This window comes from Psychrobacillus sp. FSL K6-1464, from assembly GCF_038003145.1.
GTDB classification, from domain to species: Bacteria; Bacillota; Bacilli; order Bacillales_A; family Planococcaceae; genus Psychrobacillus; species Psychrobacillus psychrotolerans.
The window spans coordinates 878,107-896,623 of sequence record NZ_JBBOOP010000001.1 but is presented as its reverse complement, the minus strand read 5'-3'; the positions used below and the strand labels follow the sequence as shown (position 1 = coordinate 896,623).

The window sequence follows — 18,517 nt, the reverse complement described above, 5'->3', positions numbered from 1 at the left end:
ATGAGGTGGTTATTTTATATAGCTATCAAGTTTAATTTAAGGTTGGTTGCCCTAATATATTTCCCCAATTAATATAGCTGTTCAATATTCATTTGTTAACTTTATAATATAGTAAGTAAATGAGAATACCAAGAGAGTTATATTAGAATTTGATGAGAGTGTTTATTGCCACGTAATCGAAATTACCTTTCCAGATATTGCATGTATTTGCAAAGTTGCTTTTGGTTTCTTTTCTTTCGATGATTCTACTTCCATCACAACTAAATAATACCCGCCTTCATTCGTTCGAATAAATTTATTACTTTCTACTATACCTTTTTGGTATGCAATAGCAAGCTTAATAGACTCTTCTGCAGTAATGAGGATCGTAGCATTATTGTCACTAGTTTCTTCCGACTTTAGTGATATTGTTTCTGTGGAGGATTGCGATTCTTCTGATTTGGGAACTTCTAATATTGCTGTTTTAGAAGCTTCGGCTTTTGTTGGTTCGATCTTCAGTACTTCTAACTGTTCAGAATCTTCTTTAAGCAATTCAGATTCATTAGCTATTTTAGAAGCTTCGGCTTTTGCTATCTTCTCTTCTTTTTTTTCATTTTCTACTTTTTTATTGTCCTTAGTAGCTGTTTCAGTTTTATTCACTTCTTTATTTAACACGTCTTTAATAACTTTAATAGGTTTCTCTTCAACTGTTTTTGAAGTTCCTTCTTTTTTGTTCTCATTATTTTTGGAACTTCCGACGTTTTTTATCTTAGAAGTTTCTTCTTTTGGTTTTTCGGCAATCACTAAGTTAGAACTCCCTTTAGAGGAAACTCCTATACTTTTCCCTTTTTCAGCAGTAAGCTTGGTTTTTGTAGATTTTGGGCTAACTACTGGGCTCTTATCTACTACTCCATTAGTGACTTCTTTTTTTATAATAGGTACTTCTTTAATAGTGAATTCATCTGTGTGCTCTAACGAGTTTACATCACCAGTGGTTGCATTCATTTCGACCAAATACACTTGTCCACTCTTAGCGATAATAGCTTCATAAACATCTTCATTTTTCTTCACTTCTGCTACTTCTGCATCATACATTTGCTCGAGTTGGGTGCGTACATTGTTTTCGGTTATAGGCAATTGATCTGAGCCAATGTTGACTATGTATCCAATTACTATAATTCCCAATGTAGCGAAACAAACGATAAAAAACTTTTTCATCTTCATAAACTTCATTCACGCACGCCTCCTCAAATTCATCTTAATAGACGAACATTAAAAATCAATGAGAATTTGATTAGAAGGAAGAAAAATATGGATGGTTGTACCAAATCCTACCACACTCTGGATAGTTAAAGTTGCAGATAGCCGGTTTGCTATATCTTTTGCAATTGCCATACCAAGTCCAGTACCTCCCGTTTTACGATTTCTTGCCTCATCGACTCGGTAAAAACGATCAAAAATCCGATCCAAGTCTTCTTTCGGAATCCCATCACCATAATCCATAATAGAAATAGTAACTCCATCATCAGTTTCAGCAATAGTTGTCTTTATATCTTTTTCACTGTATTTACGAGCGTTATCCAAAATGATAAAAAGCAATTGTCTTAGTTGCTCAGTATCTGTACTTATATAGAATGGTCCTTCATCTTTAAAAAGAAAATTTCGATCATATGCAGTTCGCATCGACTGTAAAGTTTCGGTTACTAAAATGTTTACATCTATTAATTCATATTTATGTTGTTGTTTCCCATTGCTTTTTGCTAGAACGAGCATTTGTGAGACCATTTCTTTCATTCTACTAGTTTCATTAATAATTGCCTGAACGGACTCTTCCGCAATTTCAATATTATTGAAACCATGTCGAGACAATAGTTTTGCATAGCTTTCTATTACTGTTAACGGTGTTTTTAATTCGTGAGATGCATCAGAAACAAATTGCTCCTGCTTTTTATAATTTTGTTCCAGCTGCTCCATCATTTCATTAAAAGCGATGCCCATTTGTGCCATTTCGTCCTTTCGATTTGGGTGGACTGTAATTTTTTCATATTTACCCGAAATCCTACTATGGGACATTGTATTGATTAATTTACTAATTGGGTTCGTAATAATTTTCCCTAAAGTAACACTTGATAAGGCCATTAATAGCATTCCACCTACGGTGACACCAAGTAGGATAAGTCGAAGAAAGTCTAGATTGTTTCCTACTTCTAATAATTGTTTCATCGTTTGAACTTCTACTACTTCTCCATTTGACCAAATAACTGGTTTGCTAATCGTCAAAACAGGAGACCCGTTGAGCATACCAATCGAGTAACGTTCACCATCTTCAAAGTTTGGTTGATAATTTGTTATTTCTTCAATGGACTGAACAACTAATTGCAGCTCTTCTTTACTATTTAAGATGCGAATCCCACCATTAGGAGGAATATAAGTACGTAAAATAGTAGCAGGATCGTCCTTTTCTTGCATTTTACTTAATGCCTGGATCATTTCATCTACATCCGAGTTAAACTGGGTATATTCCGAATCATAGGCCATATCCTCAAATAAAAAATATACACCTATATTCATTAATCCTATGATTAGGAACGTCAATAGGGTAGAGAATAGATGTATTTTCGTTTTAAGCTTCATTCTTTTGCTCCTTCAACACATATCCGACGCCCCGCACTGTTTGAATTAAAGAAGATTGTTGTTTTTCTTCTAACTTTTTCCGAACATAACGTATATAAACATCTACAACATTCGTATCTCCATAATAATCAAACCCCCAGACAGCATCTAACAACTGTTCGCGAGACAATACTTGGTTAGGATGCTTCAACATATATAATAGCAGGTCATATTCTCGTGGTGTTAGATTGATAGACTCTCCAGAATTAGTAATTTCCCGTGTTTGCTCATTCAGTGAAAGCGTATGAAAAACATGAATATTCTCCTCCTGAACAGGAGGTACACTCGATGTTTTAGTAAATCGAATTGCTGAGCGAACACGTGCAAGTAATTCCTCAATTTCAAAAGGTTTAGTAACATAATCATTTGCCCCAAGATCCAAGCCAGTGACTTTATCTTCTGTATTATTTTTTGCTGTTAATAAGATTACTGGTGTTTCGTCTTCTGTAGCACGGATTCGTCTCAATACATCTAAGCCATTTAAACCTGGAAGCATTAAATCGAGTAAAACTAAATCCCATTGTTGCTCCCGATATTTGATCAATCCATCAGTTCCTGTATATGCAATATCTACATCGTATCCTTCAAATTCTAGTTCCAACTGAAGAACACGTGCAATATTTTTTTCATCTTCTACAATTAACACCTTGTCCTTCATATAAACACTCCTTTTCCCCCTATTTTATCATACAAAGGGCAATGTAGTTTCTACATCATGCGATAATAACTGACTCCATTAGTTTACTTGTCATATAGAGAACTATTAAAGAATTTTATTTTGAGGCTTTAACTTTGAGATAAATGAAGTTTTGAGACTGTTTTTGAGGTGAAAATGAAATTGTTGCTTAAAAGCACAAATTATGACAATTGCATTTTAAGCTTTTATAAAATATAGTGTTATCAATATATAGAGGAGGGGAAGGTTTAAATGGGTAATATTAGGAAAGTATGGCAACCAGAAATATTTTATCATATTACGATGCGTGGCAATAATAAGCAAAATATTTTTAAAAACAAAGAAGATTTCATATTTTTTACTACTACGCTATACCAGGCAAATAATATGTACACTTTTACTATAATCGCTTACTCTCTTACGAATAACCACTACCATTTATTAATACGTTCTCCCATAATCCCACTTTCTGAAGTTTTAATATTCATTAATCAACAATACTCATCCTATTTTAAGCGTAAATATAAATACTCTGATCAGTTATTCGAAACTAGATATTACACTAATATGATTTCTGATGCGAAGGAGTTATTAAAAGCTAGTAAGTATATTCATCGAAATCATCTTTATACACAAAGAGCTATCCTAGAAGGATTGGCAAACTACCCTTATAGTTCCTTTATATTTTATACGGATAAGAAAATAAGAAAACCTTCTTATATTAACACGCATTTACTAAATTCATTAATAAAAAAGTATCCTGAATTAAAAATGCAAACTTATACTATGTACTGTGAAACTGTTCAAATTGAAGTAGAAAAATCCTTCCATCGTCCATATAGCTTGACGTAGGGAGGACTTTCTTCATCATTATGCTATAGTCTCTACTGATGCTACTAATTCGTTAACTTCGGCCGTCATTTTACTAGCCTCAACAAATGCAGTGAAAATCGGTCGGATCGTATCCACTTTCTCTTCCATCATTTCGGGATGCCATTGTACGGCTACAACAAATCGGTTTGACTCCTCCCATTCCATCCCTTCTATAATTCCATCAGGAGCAATCATTGTTGCTTTAAAACCTTGTCCTAACTCTTTTACTGCTTGGTGATGGAAACTATTTACTGTCAAAACGTCACCTTGATAAATATTATACAATACAGAACCAACTTCCATCCTAACCGGATGAAATGCATGATGTCTGATGGATTTTGGAACGGAGTGGTTAATTCCTTCTGGTTTTTGAGATGCTAAATCCTGATAAAGCTTGCCTCCCGTTGCTACTGTAAGCAATTGCATTCCACGACATATGCCCAGTACCGGTATGTTAAACTTTGTTAAAGCAATCTGAGCCAGTCTGATCTCATGAGCATCTCTGCGTGGTTCAATAGCTCCTAAACCAAATTTCGGATATTCTCCATATAAATTCGGATCAATATCAGAACCACCAGAAAATAGTATTCCGTCCAACTTCTGAAGGAGTGGCATCAAAGTTTCTACTTCTCTAGTGATAGGTAAAATAACTGGAACCCCTCCGGCTCTTTCAATAGCTACAATATAATCATCCGCTAGTAACTGCCATTCTTGATATTTCGCCCCAATGCCAGCTGCTAGTCCTATTGCATCATCGGATAAATAGTTGGCACATATGCCAATTAGTGGTTTCATCAGTATTCTCCATTCTGCCAACATAAAATGATCGCCTCTCCGTTAAGAGAAGCGATATCGAAATATTATTTTTTTAATTCAACAACCCAACCAAATGGATCTTCTATAACGCCTCTTTGAATACCAGTTAGTGTTTCATATAGTTTTTGTGAAAGTTCTCCTGTTTCTCCGTTATTTACGTAGAACAATTCCCCTTTCCAACGTAATTCTCCAATCGGGGAAATTACAGCGGCAGTACCAGTTCCAAAAGCCTCATCCAGTTTTCCGTTCAAGTACGCTTCACGAATTTCTTCCATTGAAACTTTGCGTTCAGTAATTGGGACACCCCAGTACTTTAATAATTCAATGATGGATTTTCTCGTTATCCCATCTAAAATACTTCCATTTAAGGCTGGAGTAACTACCTCACCATCGATTTTAAAGAATACATTCATACTTCCTACTTCTTCAATGTACTTTCTTTCTAGTCCATCTAACCAAAGTACTTGGGCGTAGCCTTCACGATCGGCAACTTCCTGGGCTTTTAAACTTGAAGCATAATTCCCAGCAGTTTTTGCTGTTCCAGTTCCACCCGCTACCGCCCGTACATATTCACTTTCCACTAAAATCTTTACGGGATGAATTCCTTCTTTATAATAAGATCCTACTGGAGACATAATAATAATGAATGTATATGTTTTAGAAGCGGACACTCCTAGATGCGCTTCTGTTGCAATCATAAAAGGTCTAATATATAGCGAAGTATCTGGCTCTTTAGGAATCCACTCTTTATCTATTTCTAATAACTGTTTTAAAGCTTCAAGAGCTAACTCCTCTTCTATTTGAGGCATACTTAGTCGATCAGCTGAAATATTCATACGTTTCATATTTTGTTCTGGACGAAACAAACGAACAATTCCATCCTCTGATAGATATGCTTTCATTCCTTCAAAAACTGTTTGACCATAATGTAATATGGATGCTGATGGATCTAAAGTAAGGGCTTGATAAGGGACAATTCGATGATCATGCCAACCTGTCCCTTCAGTATAATCAGCGACAAACATATGATCTGTAAATTTTGTACCGAACACTAACTGCTCAGCTGGTGTTTTCTCATTTTTCATTTCATTTTCTGTGAAACGGATTTTTAGACTATTCATGGTGTTTGTCCCCTATCGAATAAATTAGTAAATTGCGACAATTTTAAGTGTGCAATATATTATATGCAATTATACTACTTTTACGTAAATTAGAAATACCTTTTTAAAACTATTTTCAAAAGATTCCATACAATTTAAAGGTGATCTACAAAATTTCCAAATCCTATAACAAACATAGGATATTTGCCGATATAATCTCTAGATCTATCTATAAAATTATGAGGAGGAGAAAATTTGTTCAAAAAGTTAATATATATCCCAATTCTTTTCTTTTGTTGCTTATTGTTAACACCATCAGAAACCTTGGGAGCAACTCTTGTTAAAGGTAACTTTGACCATGTAACTTTTGATACTGTGCTTAGTGACGGCTCTTATCAAAAAAGTCTTAAATCCATAACTATAACAAATAAAAAAAGCAGTAAGATAAATTTAAAAATCGATAAATATACTCGACTTTCAGTTAATACTCTTCCCACATCAATTGATGCATTTAAGCTTGGTATGGAAATAGAAGCTGATGTCAATTTAGGAAAGGTAGTAGAACTCCGTGGTTCATCAACTGTATCACAACAAAATACAGATGCGATTGGAAAATCTTTTTCTGGAACTGTAAATAGAATCGACAAAAAAGGAACCTTCCTTTCTATTAGATTAGATAACGGTGTTAACAAAACTTACTATATAAATGGTAGTACGGCCTTCTATAAAAATGCTAAAATATCAGATCTTAGTGTGTTATATGAGGGAGATCGGATTAAGTTAAAAATAGACGAATATAACTCTCAAATAATTACATCTGTTGAAATCAATACACAAGGAGAAGTTATCGAGAGTCTATATAAAGGAATAATACAAAAAATCGATCCTATTCAAAACAAATTAATCGTCACAGATGAAAAAGTATTTCGTGATTGGAAATGGCAATCACAAAGTTTTATTGATAACACAAGTAAATCTTTCACCAATAAAACATCGATTTATGTAGGAAATAAAGAAATTAAGAGGGATCAATTACGCTACTATACATACGATGAAGTATACTATGTTACTGTCAAACAATTCGGTAAAGAAGTAATACAAAAAATGGTGATTAAACAAAGTAATGAACGTACATTTTATGAACCTTTAACTTCTATTAATACTTCTATAAAAAAGATAGGTTTAAGAAATGTAGGTTTATTATCTTACCATAATGGCACTATTCTTATTCGAAATGGTAGATTAGTTGATTCATATAGTCTTCAGTCTAGCGGAACTGCATTTGTTGTCTCTGACGGACGTACCTCTAGTGATTATGCAAATGTTATACATATAACAAATGATGGTTTCCAAAGTCCCAACCTTGCGAGTCATGCAATCTATTTTGGTAAGATTAATACTACTGGATCGTACGGGTTAACTATAAATAATGCCAAAATTTTATCTAATAACTATTGGAAAGATGTTTCTACTACTAGGTTAACCTTTAGTGACGACTCAAATGTAGTTGAAGATTATAAACGTTCTGTTTTAAAAGTAGTTTCTAGAAACGAAATGGATGAGAGAATTGGACAGTATGCATACTTTTACGTAAGAAATAATGATATTATTGCTAGTCATATCGTAGGTTCTTCACATCCGATATCAAATTTAGTTTCTGTCGGACGTTTTGAAAATACGATTTCCAGAACTAATATACGTGTAAAAAATGTTAGTCAGTGGCAAAAAGGTGTTTGGAATGAAGCTGGACAAATCAACAGTATGAATATTGAGCAAACAACATTTATCAAAGAAGGCAAAGTTATATCTATAGATGATTTAACTCCTAATGATAGATTGTTTATTATTCACGAATCAATTATTAAAGGTCGATTAATTTTGGTCGATTAAAAGCTGATCGACATATAGGTTATAAACTATTTCTCTGATCAATTTAACAAGAAATGAGGGTTTACAATTAGAAAGGCATCAAGCTCTAAGAGCATATTTATCTACTTTGCTGGGTTACTTTTAGCATTAGTTCTGTTTCAAATCGAGACATTTGCAAAAGCTCCTGACTTTAACGGAGGCGTTTTAAATGAGTATACTTATGAAGAGGTTTTCTTTTTATCAGGAAATCCCATTCATTTCAGTGGTAAAGCAACTGTTACGGAACGAACTAGTAAGAACCAAATAACGACAACATACAAGTTTAACCTATCTAACCCTAATGGAAGCAAACTAACTAGAAGTGTTTCATATGTTTCGACATTAGAATCACACGTAGACAAAGGACAAACTACCTCCAATACATCTATCAAAAGCTACTCAGAAAAAGTAACAACTGATAATGAAACTTATACTTTAGATGACTTTCAATTTTCTCAAGCATCTGTAATTGATAACCGACCAGCAAGTGATTACTATTCTGGAAATGTAGTGGGAAGAAAAGTATATCTAAAAAAAGAAAAGAATTCAAAAAACACGGAAACAATTACCGTATTTTTAAACGGTAAGGATGTAGGTTATAAGAATTTCTGGGGAGCAACAGAAACACAGCTATTGGACTTTGAAATAAACACAAGTAAAGGCACTGCGTACGTAACAAGTAAAGTATCTGATAGCAAATCTAGAACGCTTCAATACGAACCAAATATACCTTCCTTCTCAAGTTTTGTTGGAGGACATTCTGTTATTAGCTCTAGTAATATGATTTCGGAATACAATTATAATATACCTTTTGCGTCTAGTAATATAAATTCCAAAGGTATTATACATTTAAATCAAGTCAATGTTCCAAAAATCGACCGCCTAATTGTGCCAAAGTTCAGGGACTTATCCAATCATTGGGCTAAGAGTGATATTGAGAAGCTATATTCTTTAGGAATCTTTGATGAATCAAGTCAATTTTTTTCTCCTAATACCCCAATGGTAAGATTTCAATTTACAGTAGGTGTATTAAAGGCCGTAAATTTAAGGGTTTTAGAAGAATCTAAAAAGAAAGCTACGCCTAAAAAGGCTATTTTTGTAGACCTTGATACTAAACATCCTGATTACCCTTACATTGAAAGTGCTGTTGAAAAAGGAATCATTAATGGAGTTAATCCAAATTCTTTTGGACCTAACCAACCAATTAAAAGAGCTCAAGCGGTAGCAATACTTGTGAGAGCTTTGGGAATGGAAGGACGTGCTCCTACTCCTGGATTCTCTACTAACTATGCAGATGACAAGATTATACCTGCCTATGCAAAAGATAGTGTATATGTTGCAACTGAACTTGGCCTTATCAATGGAGATGGTAATAACCGTTTCAACCCAAATCAACCTCTTACAAGAGCTCAATCTTCTGCAATGATTTCTAGATTTTTGGCTTTCTTAGAATCTGATCTAAAACAAAATTATCGGGATGACATGCTCTTCTTCGATTAATAGAAAGGACAAGTAAAATGAACAAAATTACAATACGGACATTGCTTCTACTTATTGTTTTATTACTAGCTATACCTTTTACTTTTAATCAAGACAGGACAAATGCAGCAAGTTTATACACAGATATTAAAAATGACTTCTGGGCTTATTCATCGATTGAGTGGGCAACTAAAACCGGTATAATGCAAGGTTATCCCAATGGCACATTTGGCCCACATAAAGAAATCACTGAATCACAGTTAGTTTCCGTATTATCTAAATTTGATACTTCTTATAAGGCAATTTCCCCTTTTGTAGCAAAGAAGAACGAGGATAGCGCATCTGGTTATTATCGGTATTTCAAAAGTAAAAATATCCCTTTAAATGGGTATACCAATACAAAAATTAGAGGAAAGGGCGTAACTAGAGGGCAATTTGCACGTATTTTAGCTGCTGTTGACGGTTATGATCTTACAGAAACTTATGCAGTTCAATACTTATACACACAAAATTTATCCACTGGAACTAATGGAAAAAAAACATACGAAGATTTTAAACCTGCACGAACACTAACCCGTGTAGATGCAACCGTCTTTCTTAATAGAATCGCAAGTCGAGGTAAATTTAGTATCAAGGGGTTACGAAATGCCCCATCCGGACAGGACAATGTAGCAAGTGAGTTACCTTCTGATTTTCCTGATACGGGAACTATTGTTTTCCCATCGCCTAATGATGAACCAGTAAATATCCCATCTTCAACTCATGATGTGCGTATAGCTAATCTAGATATTGAATCACCTACACTGATTGCAAACGGTGTAGATACATCATTTATAACGTTGATACTAAAAGACTGTTATGGAAATAGCATTTCTTACGATGAAACTATTCCATTTGTAGTTACATCCAAGTCTGGTGCAATTATTACGAATGAAGAAGGGAGAAAGGTTTCCAATTCTCCAACTATTTATACAGATGGTGCTGATTTAACTGCTGAAATAACGTCCTTAAAATCAGCCAAAACTTTAGTTGATACAATTTCTTTTAGAGTCAGCGATAACAGAAGTAATGACTTAAATTTGGCCTGCTATAGAACACCAGTTAAGGTACAAATTAGCTATGTACCCAAAGCAGAATTGCGAATCGAACATGTAGTTGAGAATAATTATAAGTCACCATCAGTGCCCAAGGATAGTCCAACAGGTGCTTTGGATAATTTTTCAAGTTATGTCACTGTTAAAGCAAGTATTGTTCGTCCTGGAGGTCAAATAATTTCAGACTATAAAGGGAAAGTGGTTTTTAATTCACCACAATTTTCTTTTACAAATAATGAAGTAAGCTTTGTGAATGGAGTTGCCTATACTACTATCTACTCGAATACTTCGGGAAATGCTTCCTTTACTGCACGTGTTTCTGAGAAGGACCCAAGATATTCAAATGAGCTATCCTCAGTTGTCAATAAAACACATAGTCATCAGGTTCAAATTGATCGACCGCTAATGACCGACTTTAGTTGTCCAAGAAATTTTGAGGTTGGTTTTATTATAGACTCTTCCGGTAGTATGAAACGAAGTGATCCTGATAAGTTAAGGATATCTAAATCTCAGGAGTTAATTTCGGCTATTAATGCATCAACAAACATTGGTGCTCATTTTAATTCAAAGGGTCATTTTTTGGCGAAAGGTCCAACCAACCATGTAAGACCTACCTTTGTTAATATTGGTCAATCTGGTGGAACTAATATTTTAGAGGGATTAGATATAGCAATCGATAAATTTTCAAATGATACTTCTCCCAAAATTGCAATTTTAATAACAGATGGAAAATCAAACACTAGTAAAATACTTTCCATACTTAAAAAAGCACAATCAAAAAATATTAAAATATATACTATTGGACTTGGTAATGCAAGTCAATTAAACGAATATTTATTAGCGCAAATTGCAAATAGTACTGGTGGTAGCTATTATAACGTAAAAGAAAATGTCAATCTTGTTGAGGCTTATCAGTCTATACTAGATGAAGTGACATGTGAAACATACGCGCCAGGATGTTCTCCTATCAATCAAGGTTTTATCTCACCAACTATTAAGTTAACAAAATCTAGCTTTTATATGAATACATTTATTGATATTGCCTGCGGTGATATCAAAAGGGTTATTGTACGATTCACCTCTTTAGAAGGAGAAGTGGATTATGAACTAATCTATCGGGGCCAGAACAATTTTGCACTCGAAAAAAGGTTAGATGAGATCATAGATTTATCCCTCTTTTCAGAAGGATTATTTTTATCCTATGATGGAAATAATAATCTTGTCGGGATGAAAGAGGTAACCATTCAGTAAGATAGTAGATCCCCCAGGACCGGTTATCCCATTCTGTAGGAAAGGGTTTTGGAAACAATCTTTTTTAGAATCCACTACAAACTTTATTTACCGATAACTTTCAACAACTGTAAAAGACCGATTCTGGTATTCACTAGAATCGGTTTTATTTATTTAGGTAATATAGTATAGGTTGTCAGGTCACATATTAATAGCTAGTCTTCTATTTTACATATATAGAGGTTGATGTTAATAATCTATTTTTTATATATTCATTCACAATTTACGTTCTGTTCAATTCTTCTATCCTTCATTTAATTCGATATCTAAAAGAATTTCATTATAGTTAGCAGGGAGCCTAAATCACCAATTGGAAAATCTATCCTCGCCATATTAATACAAAAAACCGTTCCAGCAAATTGCCGGAACGGTTGTATAATTTTAATTATTTTTTTGCTACTGTAACAGTTGCTACTCTTTTAGCACCAACATACTTTTTACCCCAGTAATAAGGATCATTTAACTTATCTACTCGAACGCCTTTAGAAGTTGAAGCATGGATAAATTTATTGCTACCTATGTACATTCCAACATGAGATACGCCTTTACCCGATGTGTTAAAGAATACTAAGTCTCCTACTGCTAAATTTGCTTTTTTTACTGTTTTTCCAGAGTTATACATCCCTGCTGCTGTTCTTGGTAAGTTAACACCTTTACTTTTGTAAACATAACCGATATAACCTGAACAATCAAAACCAGCCTTCGTTGTTCCACCATAACGATATTTAATTCCTACTAAACTTTTCGCACTCGATACTATTTCATTGGATGCTACAGTGCTTGCTGCTTCTGTATTTCCTGCAAATGTTCCCGCGGCTAAAACTACAGTTAAACTAAAGATTGTAATGATTTTTTTAAACAAAGAAGTCAAAATTATGTTCCCCCAAAGATGTGATTGAAAAATTCATTTTCATGTCGGAAAATTTCTCTATACCCATACTAACATCTTTCAAACAAAACTACCTTTACAGTTGTGTAACAATAATATTACAGAGTTTATGTCGTTTCGATAGAATTTTTATTAATAGATTCAAATTTTTCTAAATCAATTTATAAATTAATTCTGTGTTTCCTATAATAGTTTGCCTGTTAATAAGACAAAGAATTATATATTTAAATTTAAAATGGAAGGTAATTAGTCACATTCGCGCATTAATCGCGCTTATAATACTATATCTTTATCCCTATTGTTATGTTATAAATGTTATATAAGTTTGAAAGTTAGACAGGAGAGATTTTAAAATGAAAAATAATTTAACAGTGCATCTAGGAATGATCATTGTTGGGATAATTGCTTCTATGCTATTAATCACTTCCGTTGCCACGTACAACACTGCTTATAACGAGTTATATAAAGCAGCAGGAATTGAGGCATATGGATGTGCCAATATCACAACTGGGTTAATCCAACCGGATGATGTTAAAAAGATTCTAGCAGGAGATACTTCAGCAATTGAAAGTGTTGGGGAACAACTAAATTGGACTACTGCTCATAAGGAAATCTTTGAAACGCAGTACATTATAGATTTAGATGGTAAACTGCTCGCTATGGATGACAATTTAAGAGAAGATGGGTTCAAAGCCGGAGATCAGTTTTACATAGACAAAGAAGCTGTTGCAATGTTAGTAGAAATGCAACATGCTACTTATTCAGAGGCTTATGAATTTGCTGACTTAGAAAGACTATCTGGATATGCACCTATTTTTGAAGATCATGATCCTTCCAAAGATATTATCGCTATAAGTGTTATTGATTTTGATGCTTCTATTGTATCAGATCGTACATGGGACGTAGTTAGTAAGGGGATACTTATTAGTTTGATTCCACTGATTTTAGCATCATTAATTACTTTATATTTAATAAGAAGAAAAACAAAACCACTTTCAGCACTTATTGCACATGCTGGCGAAATTGCAAAAGGTAATTTAACAGTCGAGGACACCAACTTTACTAGTAAAGACGAGGTTGGAGATTTAAGTAAAATATTAAATACATTAGCGTCAAATCTAAGAGAAATTATAGGAACAATTCAAACGACATCAGTAAAATTAACAAATAATGTCGAGAATAACTCTATCTCTCTTAATGAGATGAAGGATGCTGTTCATCAAGTATCTACAAACATGAGTGAAACTGCCGCATCGGTATCTGATGGTACGATTACTGCAGAACGTTCATCCGAAATCTTGCAAAATCTCGCACAAGGTTTACAAATTTCAAAAAATCGAGCAGATTCAACGGTCATAAATTCCAAAACAACTATGGACACTGCCAAGGAAGGTCTGACACGTGCAAGTGAGATTAGTCATGATATGGATAAAATCAAAACTGCTTCTATTGAAACAAGTGAAACAATTGGCCGTCTAAATGAGGCAACAAAACAGATTCAACAAATTACTGGATCTATTTCAGCAATTGCAGCTCAAACCAATTTACTGGCACTTAATGCTTCGATTGAGGCAGCTCGTGCAGGTGAGCATGGAAAAGGCTTCGCTGTAGTCGCTGAAGAGGTAAGAAAACTAGCTGAACAATCCAATAGCGAAGTTGATCAAGTTGAAACAATTATAAAAGACATTACAGAGAGTATTAAGTTAGTAGTAGAATCTACTGAAGAAAGTACAAAGTTAATCGAAACAGGTTCTTCTACTGTCCTTCAGACCTCTCAATCATTAAGTGATATTTCTACAGCCGTTGCCATTACAGTTGAAGAAATTTCCATGATCTCAGAGCTGACAACAATAGAAGCCGATAATTCAAAACAGGTCGTTGAGTTAATCACGCAACTTACTGAATCGATAAGAGAAATTGAGCAGGTTACTACATCCATTTCAGCAGCAACAGAAGAAACAACTGCTTCCATTGATGAGATTGCCCTTCGTTCAAACGAGACAAATGATATTGCACATCAATTAAATCAGATTGTTAATAAATTTAAGCTTTAATCAGGTTTCCCGTAAGTTTTTTAAAGAGGTTGGTCGCGACTTTGTCGAGACCAACCTCTTTCTTTATTTCTTGTAGTGTTAAGCAATGTGTATCTATTTCCTTCATCCATTCTTGAATAATAGTATCCCTATTTCAACAGTGATTTCCGAAAGGTGTTATTACTACAGTAACCACAGTTAATTTTATTGTCATAGTAAGAACCAATGATAAATATGCAAAAGGAGCAACTCTATTCGAGTTGCCCCTTTTTGTATTGATTAATGAATGCCATGTGCTACCATTGCATCCGCCACTTTAAGGAAACCAGCAATATTAGCTCCTATTACCAGATTACCTGGATGGCCGTAACTTTCTGCAGCACTATAACAACTTGTATATATATTCTTCATTACCTGTTTCAACTTTTCATCTACTTCTTCCACAGTCCACGATAAGCGCATGCTATTTTGTGACATTTCCATTGCGGAAACTGCAACGCCGCCAGCATTTGCTGCTTTAGCTGGAGCAAATAATACCCCTTTTGCCTGGAATGCAAGAATAGCTTCCTCGGTGCAAGGCATATTAGCACCTTCCCCTACTGCTTTTACTCCATTTTCTATTAACAACAAAGCATCTTCTTTTTCCATTTCATTTTGTGTGGCGCAAGGTAATGCAATGTCACAGGCTACTGACCAAATGTCTGTGCAGCCGTCATGATAGACTGCATTTGGATGAGTCTTTATATATTCCTGAATTCTTTTACTATCCAACTCTTTTAACTGTTTAACCGTTTCTACGTCAATCCCCTGAGGATCATAAATATATCCACTTGAATCACTACACGCTAATACCACTGCACCAAGCTCTATAGCTTTCTCCATAGCATATATTGCAACATTCCCAGATCCGGAAACGACTACCTTTTTTCCTTCAAAGGTATCGTTTTCTGCATTCAACATTTCTTCTACAAAATAGACTGTCCCATAACCTGTAGCCTCTTTACGACCTAGACTCCCACCGTGGTTTGGATCTTTTCCGGTGAACACTCCTGCCTCGTAACCACCTTTTAAACGATTATACTGACCGAACATATAACCAATCTCTCTTTTCCCAACACCGATATCTCCAGCCGGAACATCCATATCAGGTCCTATATATTTGCTTAACTCGGTGATGAAACTTTGGGTAAATCTCATGATCTCACGTTCCGACTTCCCTTTAGGATTGAAATCCGATCCACCTTTACCTGCTCCTATCGGTTGTCCGGTCAAAGCATTTTTAAATGTCTGCTCGAAAGCTAAAAATTTCATAATACTACTATTTACCGTTGGATGAAAACGGATTCCTCCCTTATATGGCCCCAAACTATTATTAAATTGGACGCGGAAACCGCGGTTTACCTGGACTTTTCCAGTGTCATCTTCCCATGCAACACGAAACGTAATAACTCGATCCGGTTCCGTTATGCGTTCTAAAATGCCATTATGTATATATTCGGGATGCTTTAGAAATACAGGTCGTAGTGAATCAAAGATTTCACGTGCTGCCTGTAAAAATTCCTTTTCCCCTTGATTTCTATTCTTTACTAGTTCGAATACTTCATGCACATAATCATTTGCTCTATTTTTATGTTCTAAATTAGTTCTCATTGTTATTTCCATCCAATTACTCCTATCATAAAAAATTATTAGTTTCATTATCTCCAAAAAAACCAAGATATTCAACATATTTATAAACAAAATATTATTAAAATACAAAAAAGTCTAATAAGTTACGCAATTAGTAAACTAACCATCAGTCATAAATATAACAGTTTTTTTCGTTTCGAAAGTAAATTATCTCTTTTAGTGAGTAAATTTGTAGCGACAACATACACGCATCTTATATCCGAAAGTAATCAGCTAACAAGCGCAAATAAAAAAGACTTCCTTTTTTAGGAAGTCTCAGACTGTAGATAAACTTTATTTTAGATGTATAGAGTTGAATATTAAACTCGGCAAGGCCCACCACTTCGCTTTCCGTGGGCTTGGCTTCAGCCTCCTCGTCACTACGAAAACATATGCTCCTGCGGTCACTCGTCGCAAAGACATTTATACTTAGTATAAACTCTTCAACAATTTTTCTAGCATTTCGGGCATCTCCACAAATGCACTGTCTACATGAAGTCTCTCTGTTTTTTGGTGCGCATCTTTACCAAATGGTCCAACGTTCAAAACAGGACCTTTTAGCTTCGCCATATCGTTAAAAGGAATATCATAAGTATCTCCCCAAACAGGTGTGTTTTTTTCAAATGCGGTCCAACCTTTGCCGTCATCCACGTAATTGACATAACTTAAATCGGAAATTCCATTGAAATAATGTATTTGATCAATTTTGTTGTTAAACGATCGACCTGCTTGCTGCATCAATTCTACAGCATCTTTTATCACCGGATCATCCGATGTGTTCACTGCCGGATAATAAGGTGGCGCGAATAGGATCACTGTTGCTGGTGCAAGCTCTTGACACTGGATCATCAGATCATCTACGATACGAAGTGATTTTTCTCTATCATCCCACTCCTCATTAGAAAGTGTTTGTGCTTTAAGCTGTTCCACTTGTTCGATGCCTAGCTTTTTATTTGCGTATGCTAATAGTTCTGCATAACGTATAACTTTTACTTGTCCCACACCTGTTACTTGTTCACGCTCACAAATCATGGAATAACTTTCATTCAATGCCTTCATTGCATCTTCTGTTACTTCCTCGAACAGATCCATTACTTCCGATGCAGTACGTTTTAGTAAAAACACATTGTATAATGCAACAGCACGATAAGGTGTTTGGGTAGAATAAGATAATTTTAAATCCTTTTGCTGCAATGAAACAGGTAACGGCGTACTTTCTCCAAGATCTGTTTCCCGGAATAAATCATTCCATTCCATACGTTGTGTTAAGAAAGATGCAATATAATTGGCAGTCATACCTTTCATAGGTTCCCCAACATGCGTTTCCTTCCCATAAAACAAAGCAGCAGGCATAATTTTGCCTATCGACCCTGTATAAATATATTCTGCAATATCAGTAGGGTTTTGAGAAAAAGAAGGTTCACTATTTAAAAAAAGCTTATAAGTTAAGTTGAATTCCTCCCGTATTCGGACTAAATGTGTAACAGCAGCACGCATACCAGCAGAATTGACTTCTTCATCTGGAACCGTTGTCAAAATAAGATTGATCGGCCACTCCTCGACACTTGCTTTTTCTATCAACTGCATATGTAAGGCAAGACCCATCTTCATATCCATCGTACCGCGACCAAACAAATATTTACCAGTCTCCAAATCCGCACGAGCACTTTCTGGTAATTCTTCCGGATTTTCCATCAATCTTTTTGTTAACTCTTCAGGAAAATACGCAAGCGGCTGTAATACACCGTACTCTTCCGTCTGAACTGTATCAAAATGACTGATCAATACAACTGTTTCGGTCGCCTCAGGATGTTTATATAATGCCGTCACTACTTGTCTTCCTAGCCCCGCATCATGCATTTGTAATAAACTCGGACGGTCTTGAAAATAGCGAAGTTCCCCTAACTTATTCACTAATTTTGGTGCAAATGCTCTTTCACCTTCTGTTAAAGTAATACTATCCCAACTAACCAATTCACATAGCAAAGTGCGCAGCTTCTCAGGTGTATCCCATAATTTCCCCATGATATTCTCTCCAA

14 protein-coding genes are annotated in these 18,517 nt (G+C 34.9%); 5 read left to right on the top strand and 9 right to left on the bottom strand.

The window, feature by feature from the left end; translation table 11 throughout:
- Positions 1–162 precede the first annotated feature (162 nt).
- Genes MKX39_RS04290 through MKX39_RS04280 form a run of 3 tightly spaced genes read right to left on the bottom strand, consistent with a single transcriptional unit; the run spans position 163 to position 3,310 of the window.
- Positions 163–1,212: a hypothetical protein gene (locus MKX39_RS04290; protein ID WP_340768496.1), complete on the bottom strand. Its 1,050-nt coding sequence runs from the start codon at positions 1,210–1,212 to the stop codon at positions 163–165.
- Positions 1,213–1,251: 39 nt separating this feature from the next.
- Complete coding sequence (locus MKX39_RS04285; protein ID WP_340768495.1) at positions 1,252–2,613, bottom strand: sensor histidine kinase; 1,362 nt, start codon at positions 2,611–2,613, stop codon at positions 1,252–1,254.
- Positions 2,603–3,310 carry a response regulator transcription factor gene (locus MKX39_RS04280; protein ID WP_340768494.1) on the bottom strand — a complete coding sequence of 236 codons (708 nt, stop codon included), beginning with the start codon at positions 3,308–3,310 and terminating at the stop codon, positions 2,603–2,605. The genes MKX39_RS04285 and MKX39_RS04280 overlap by 11 nt, the downstream gene beginning before the upstream one ends.
- Positions 3,311–3,580: 270 nt before the next feature.
- Between MKX39_RS04280 and MKX39_RS04275 the strand changes: the two genes are divergently transcribed.
- Positions 3,581–4,180 carry a transposase gene (locus MKX39_RS04275; RefSeq protein WP_340768493.1) on the top strand — a complete coding sequence of 200 codons (600 nt, stop codon included), beginning with the start codon at positions 3,581–3,583 and terminating at the stop codon, positions 4,178–4,180.
- A gap of 18 nt (positions 4,181–4,198) precedes the next feature.
- Here MKX39_RS04275 and MKX39_RS04270 read toward each other — a convergent pair whose 3' ends face one another.
- Both MKX39_RS04270 and MKX39_RS04265 read right to left on the bottom strand, forming a co-directional pair.
- Positions 4,199–4,996, bottom strand: coding sequence for a gamma-glutamyl-gamma-aminobutyrate hydrolase family protein (locus MKX39_RS04270; RefSeq protein WP_340768490.1), 798 nt, complete (start codon positions 4,994–4,996; stop codon positions 4,199–4,201).
- Positions 4,997–5,061: 65 nt separating this feature from the next.
- Positions 5,062–6,138, bottom strand: a complete 1,077-nt coding sequence (locus MKX39_RS04265) for a branched-chain amino acid aminotransferase (protein ID WP_340768489.1) — start codon at positions 6,136–6,138, stop codon at positions 5,062–5,064.
- A gap of 234 nt (positions 6,139–6,372) precedes the next feature.
- Between MKX39_RS04265 and MKX39_RS04260 the strand changes: the two genes are divergently transcribed.
- Entirely contained in the window at positions 6,373–8,007 is a 1,635-nt protein-coding gene (locus tag MKX39_RS04260) for a hypothetical protein (RefSeq protein ID WP_340768488.1), read from the top strand.
- A 233-nt stretch (positions 8,008–8,240) separates the two neighbouring features.
- On the opposite strand, the gene MKX39_RS04255 is transcribed toward MKX39_RS04260, so the two are convergent.
- On the bottom strand, positions 8,241–8,387 hold the full coding sequence (locus tag MKX39_RS04255) for a hypothetical protein (protein WP_340768486.1): 147 nt from the start codon (positions 8,385–8,387) through the stop codon (positions 8,241–8,243).
- Positions 8,388–8,535: 148 nt separating this feature from the next.
- Here MKX39_RS04255 and MKX39_RS04250 point away from each other — a divergent pair, with 148 nt between their 5' ends.
- The gene (locus MKX39_RS04250; RefSeq protein ID WP_340768485.1) at positions 8,536–9,525 is read left to right on the top strand and encodes an S-layer homology domain-containing protein; all 990 of its coding nucleotides are present in this window, start codon (positions 8,536–8,538) and stop codon (positions 9,523–9,525) included.
- A gap of 17 nt (positions 9,526–9,542) precedes the next feature.
- On the top strand, positions 9,543–11,849 hold the full coding sequence (locus MKX39_RS04245) for an S-layer homology domain-containing protein (protein WP_340768484.1): 2,307 nt from the start codon (positions 9,543–9,545) through the stop codon (positions 11,847–11,849).
- Positions 11,850–12,273: 424 nt separating this feature from the next.
- Here MKX39_RS04245 and MKX39_RS04240 read toward each other — a convergent pair whose 3' ends face one another.
- On the bottom strand, positions 12,274–12,759 hold the full coding sequence (locus MKX39_RS04240; protein WP_245762690.1) for a C40 family peptidase: 486 nt from the start codon (positions 12,757–12,759) through the stop codon (positions 12,274–12,276).
- 371 nt (positions 12,760–13,130) lie between these two features.
- Here MKX39_RS04240 and MKX39_RS04235 point away from each other — a divergent pair, with 371 nt between their 5' ends.
- Complete coding sequence (locus tag MKX39_RS04235) at positions 13,131–14,831, top strand: methyl-accepting chemotaxis protein (protein WP_340768483.1); 1,701 nt, start codon at positions 13,131–13,133, stop codon at positions 14,829–14,831.
- A gap of 258 nt (positions 14,832–15,089) precedes the next feature.
- On the opposite strand, the gene gdhA is transcribed toward MKX39_RS04235, so the two are convergent.
- Together gdhA and MKX39_RS04225 are read right to left on the bottom strand one after the other, a co-directional pair.
- Positions 15,090–16,472, bottom strand: a complete 1,383-nt coding sequence (gdhA, locus tag MKX39_RS04230) for an NADP-specific glutamate dehydrogenase (RefSeq protein ID WP_340768482.1) — start codon at positions 16,470–16,472, stop codon at positions 15,090–15,092.
- 435 nt (positions 16,473–16,907) lie between these two features.
- A complete protein-coding gene (locus MKX39_RS04225) occupies positions 16,908–18,503 on the bottom strand; it encodes a M20/M25/M40 family metallo-hydrolase (RefSeq protein ID WP_340768481.1) in 1,596 nt (531 codons plus the stop codon).
- Positions 18,504–18,517: the final 14 nt, after the last annotated feature.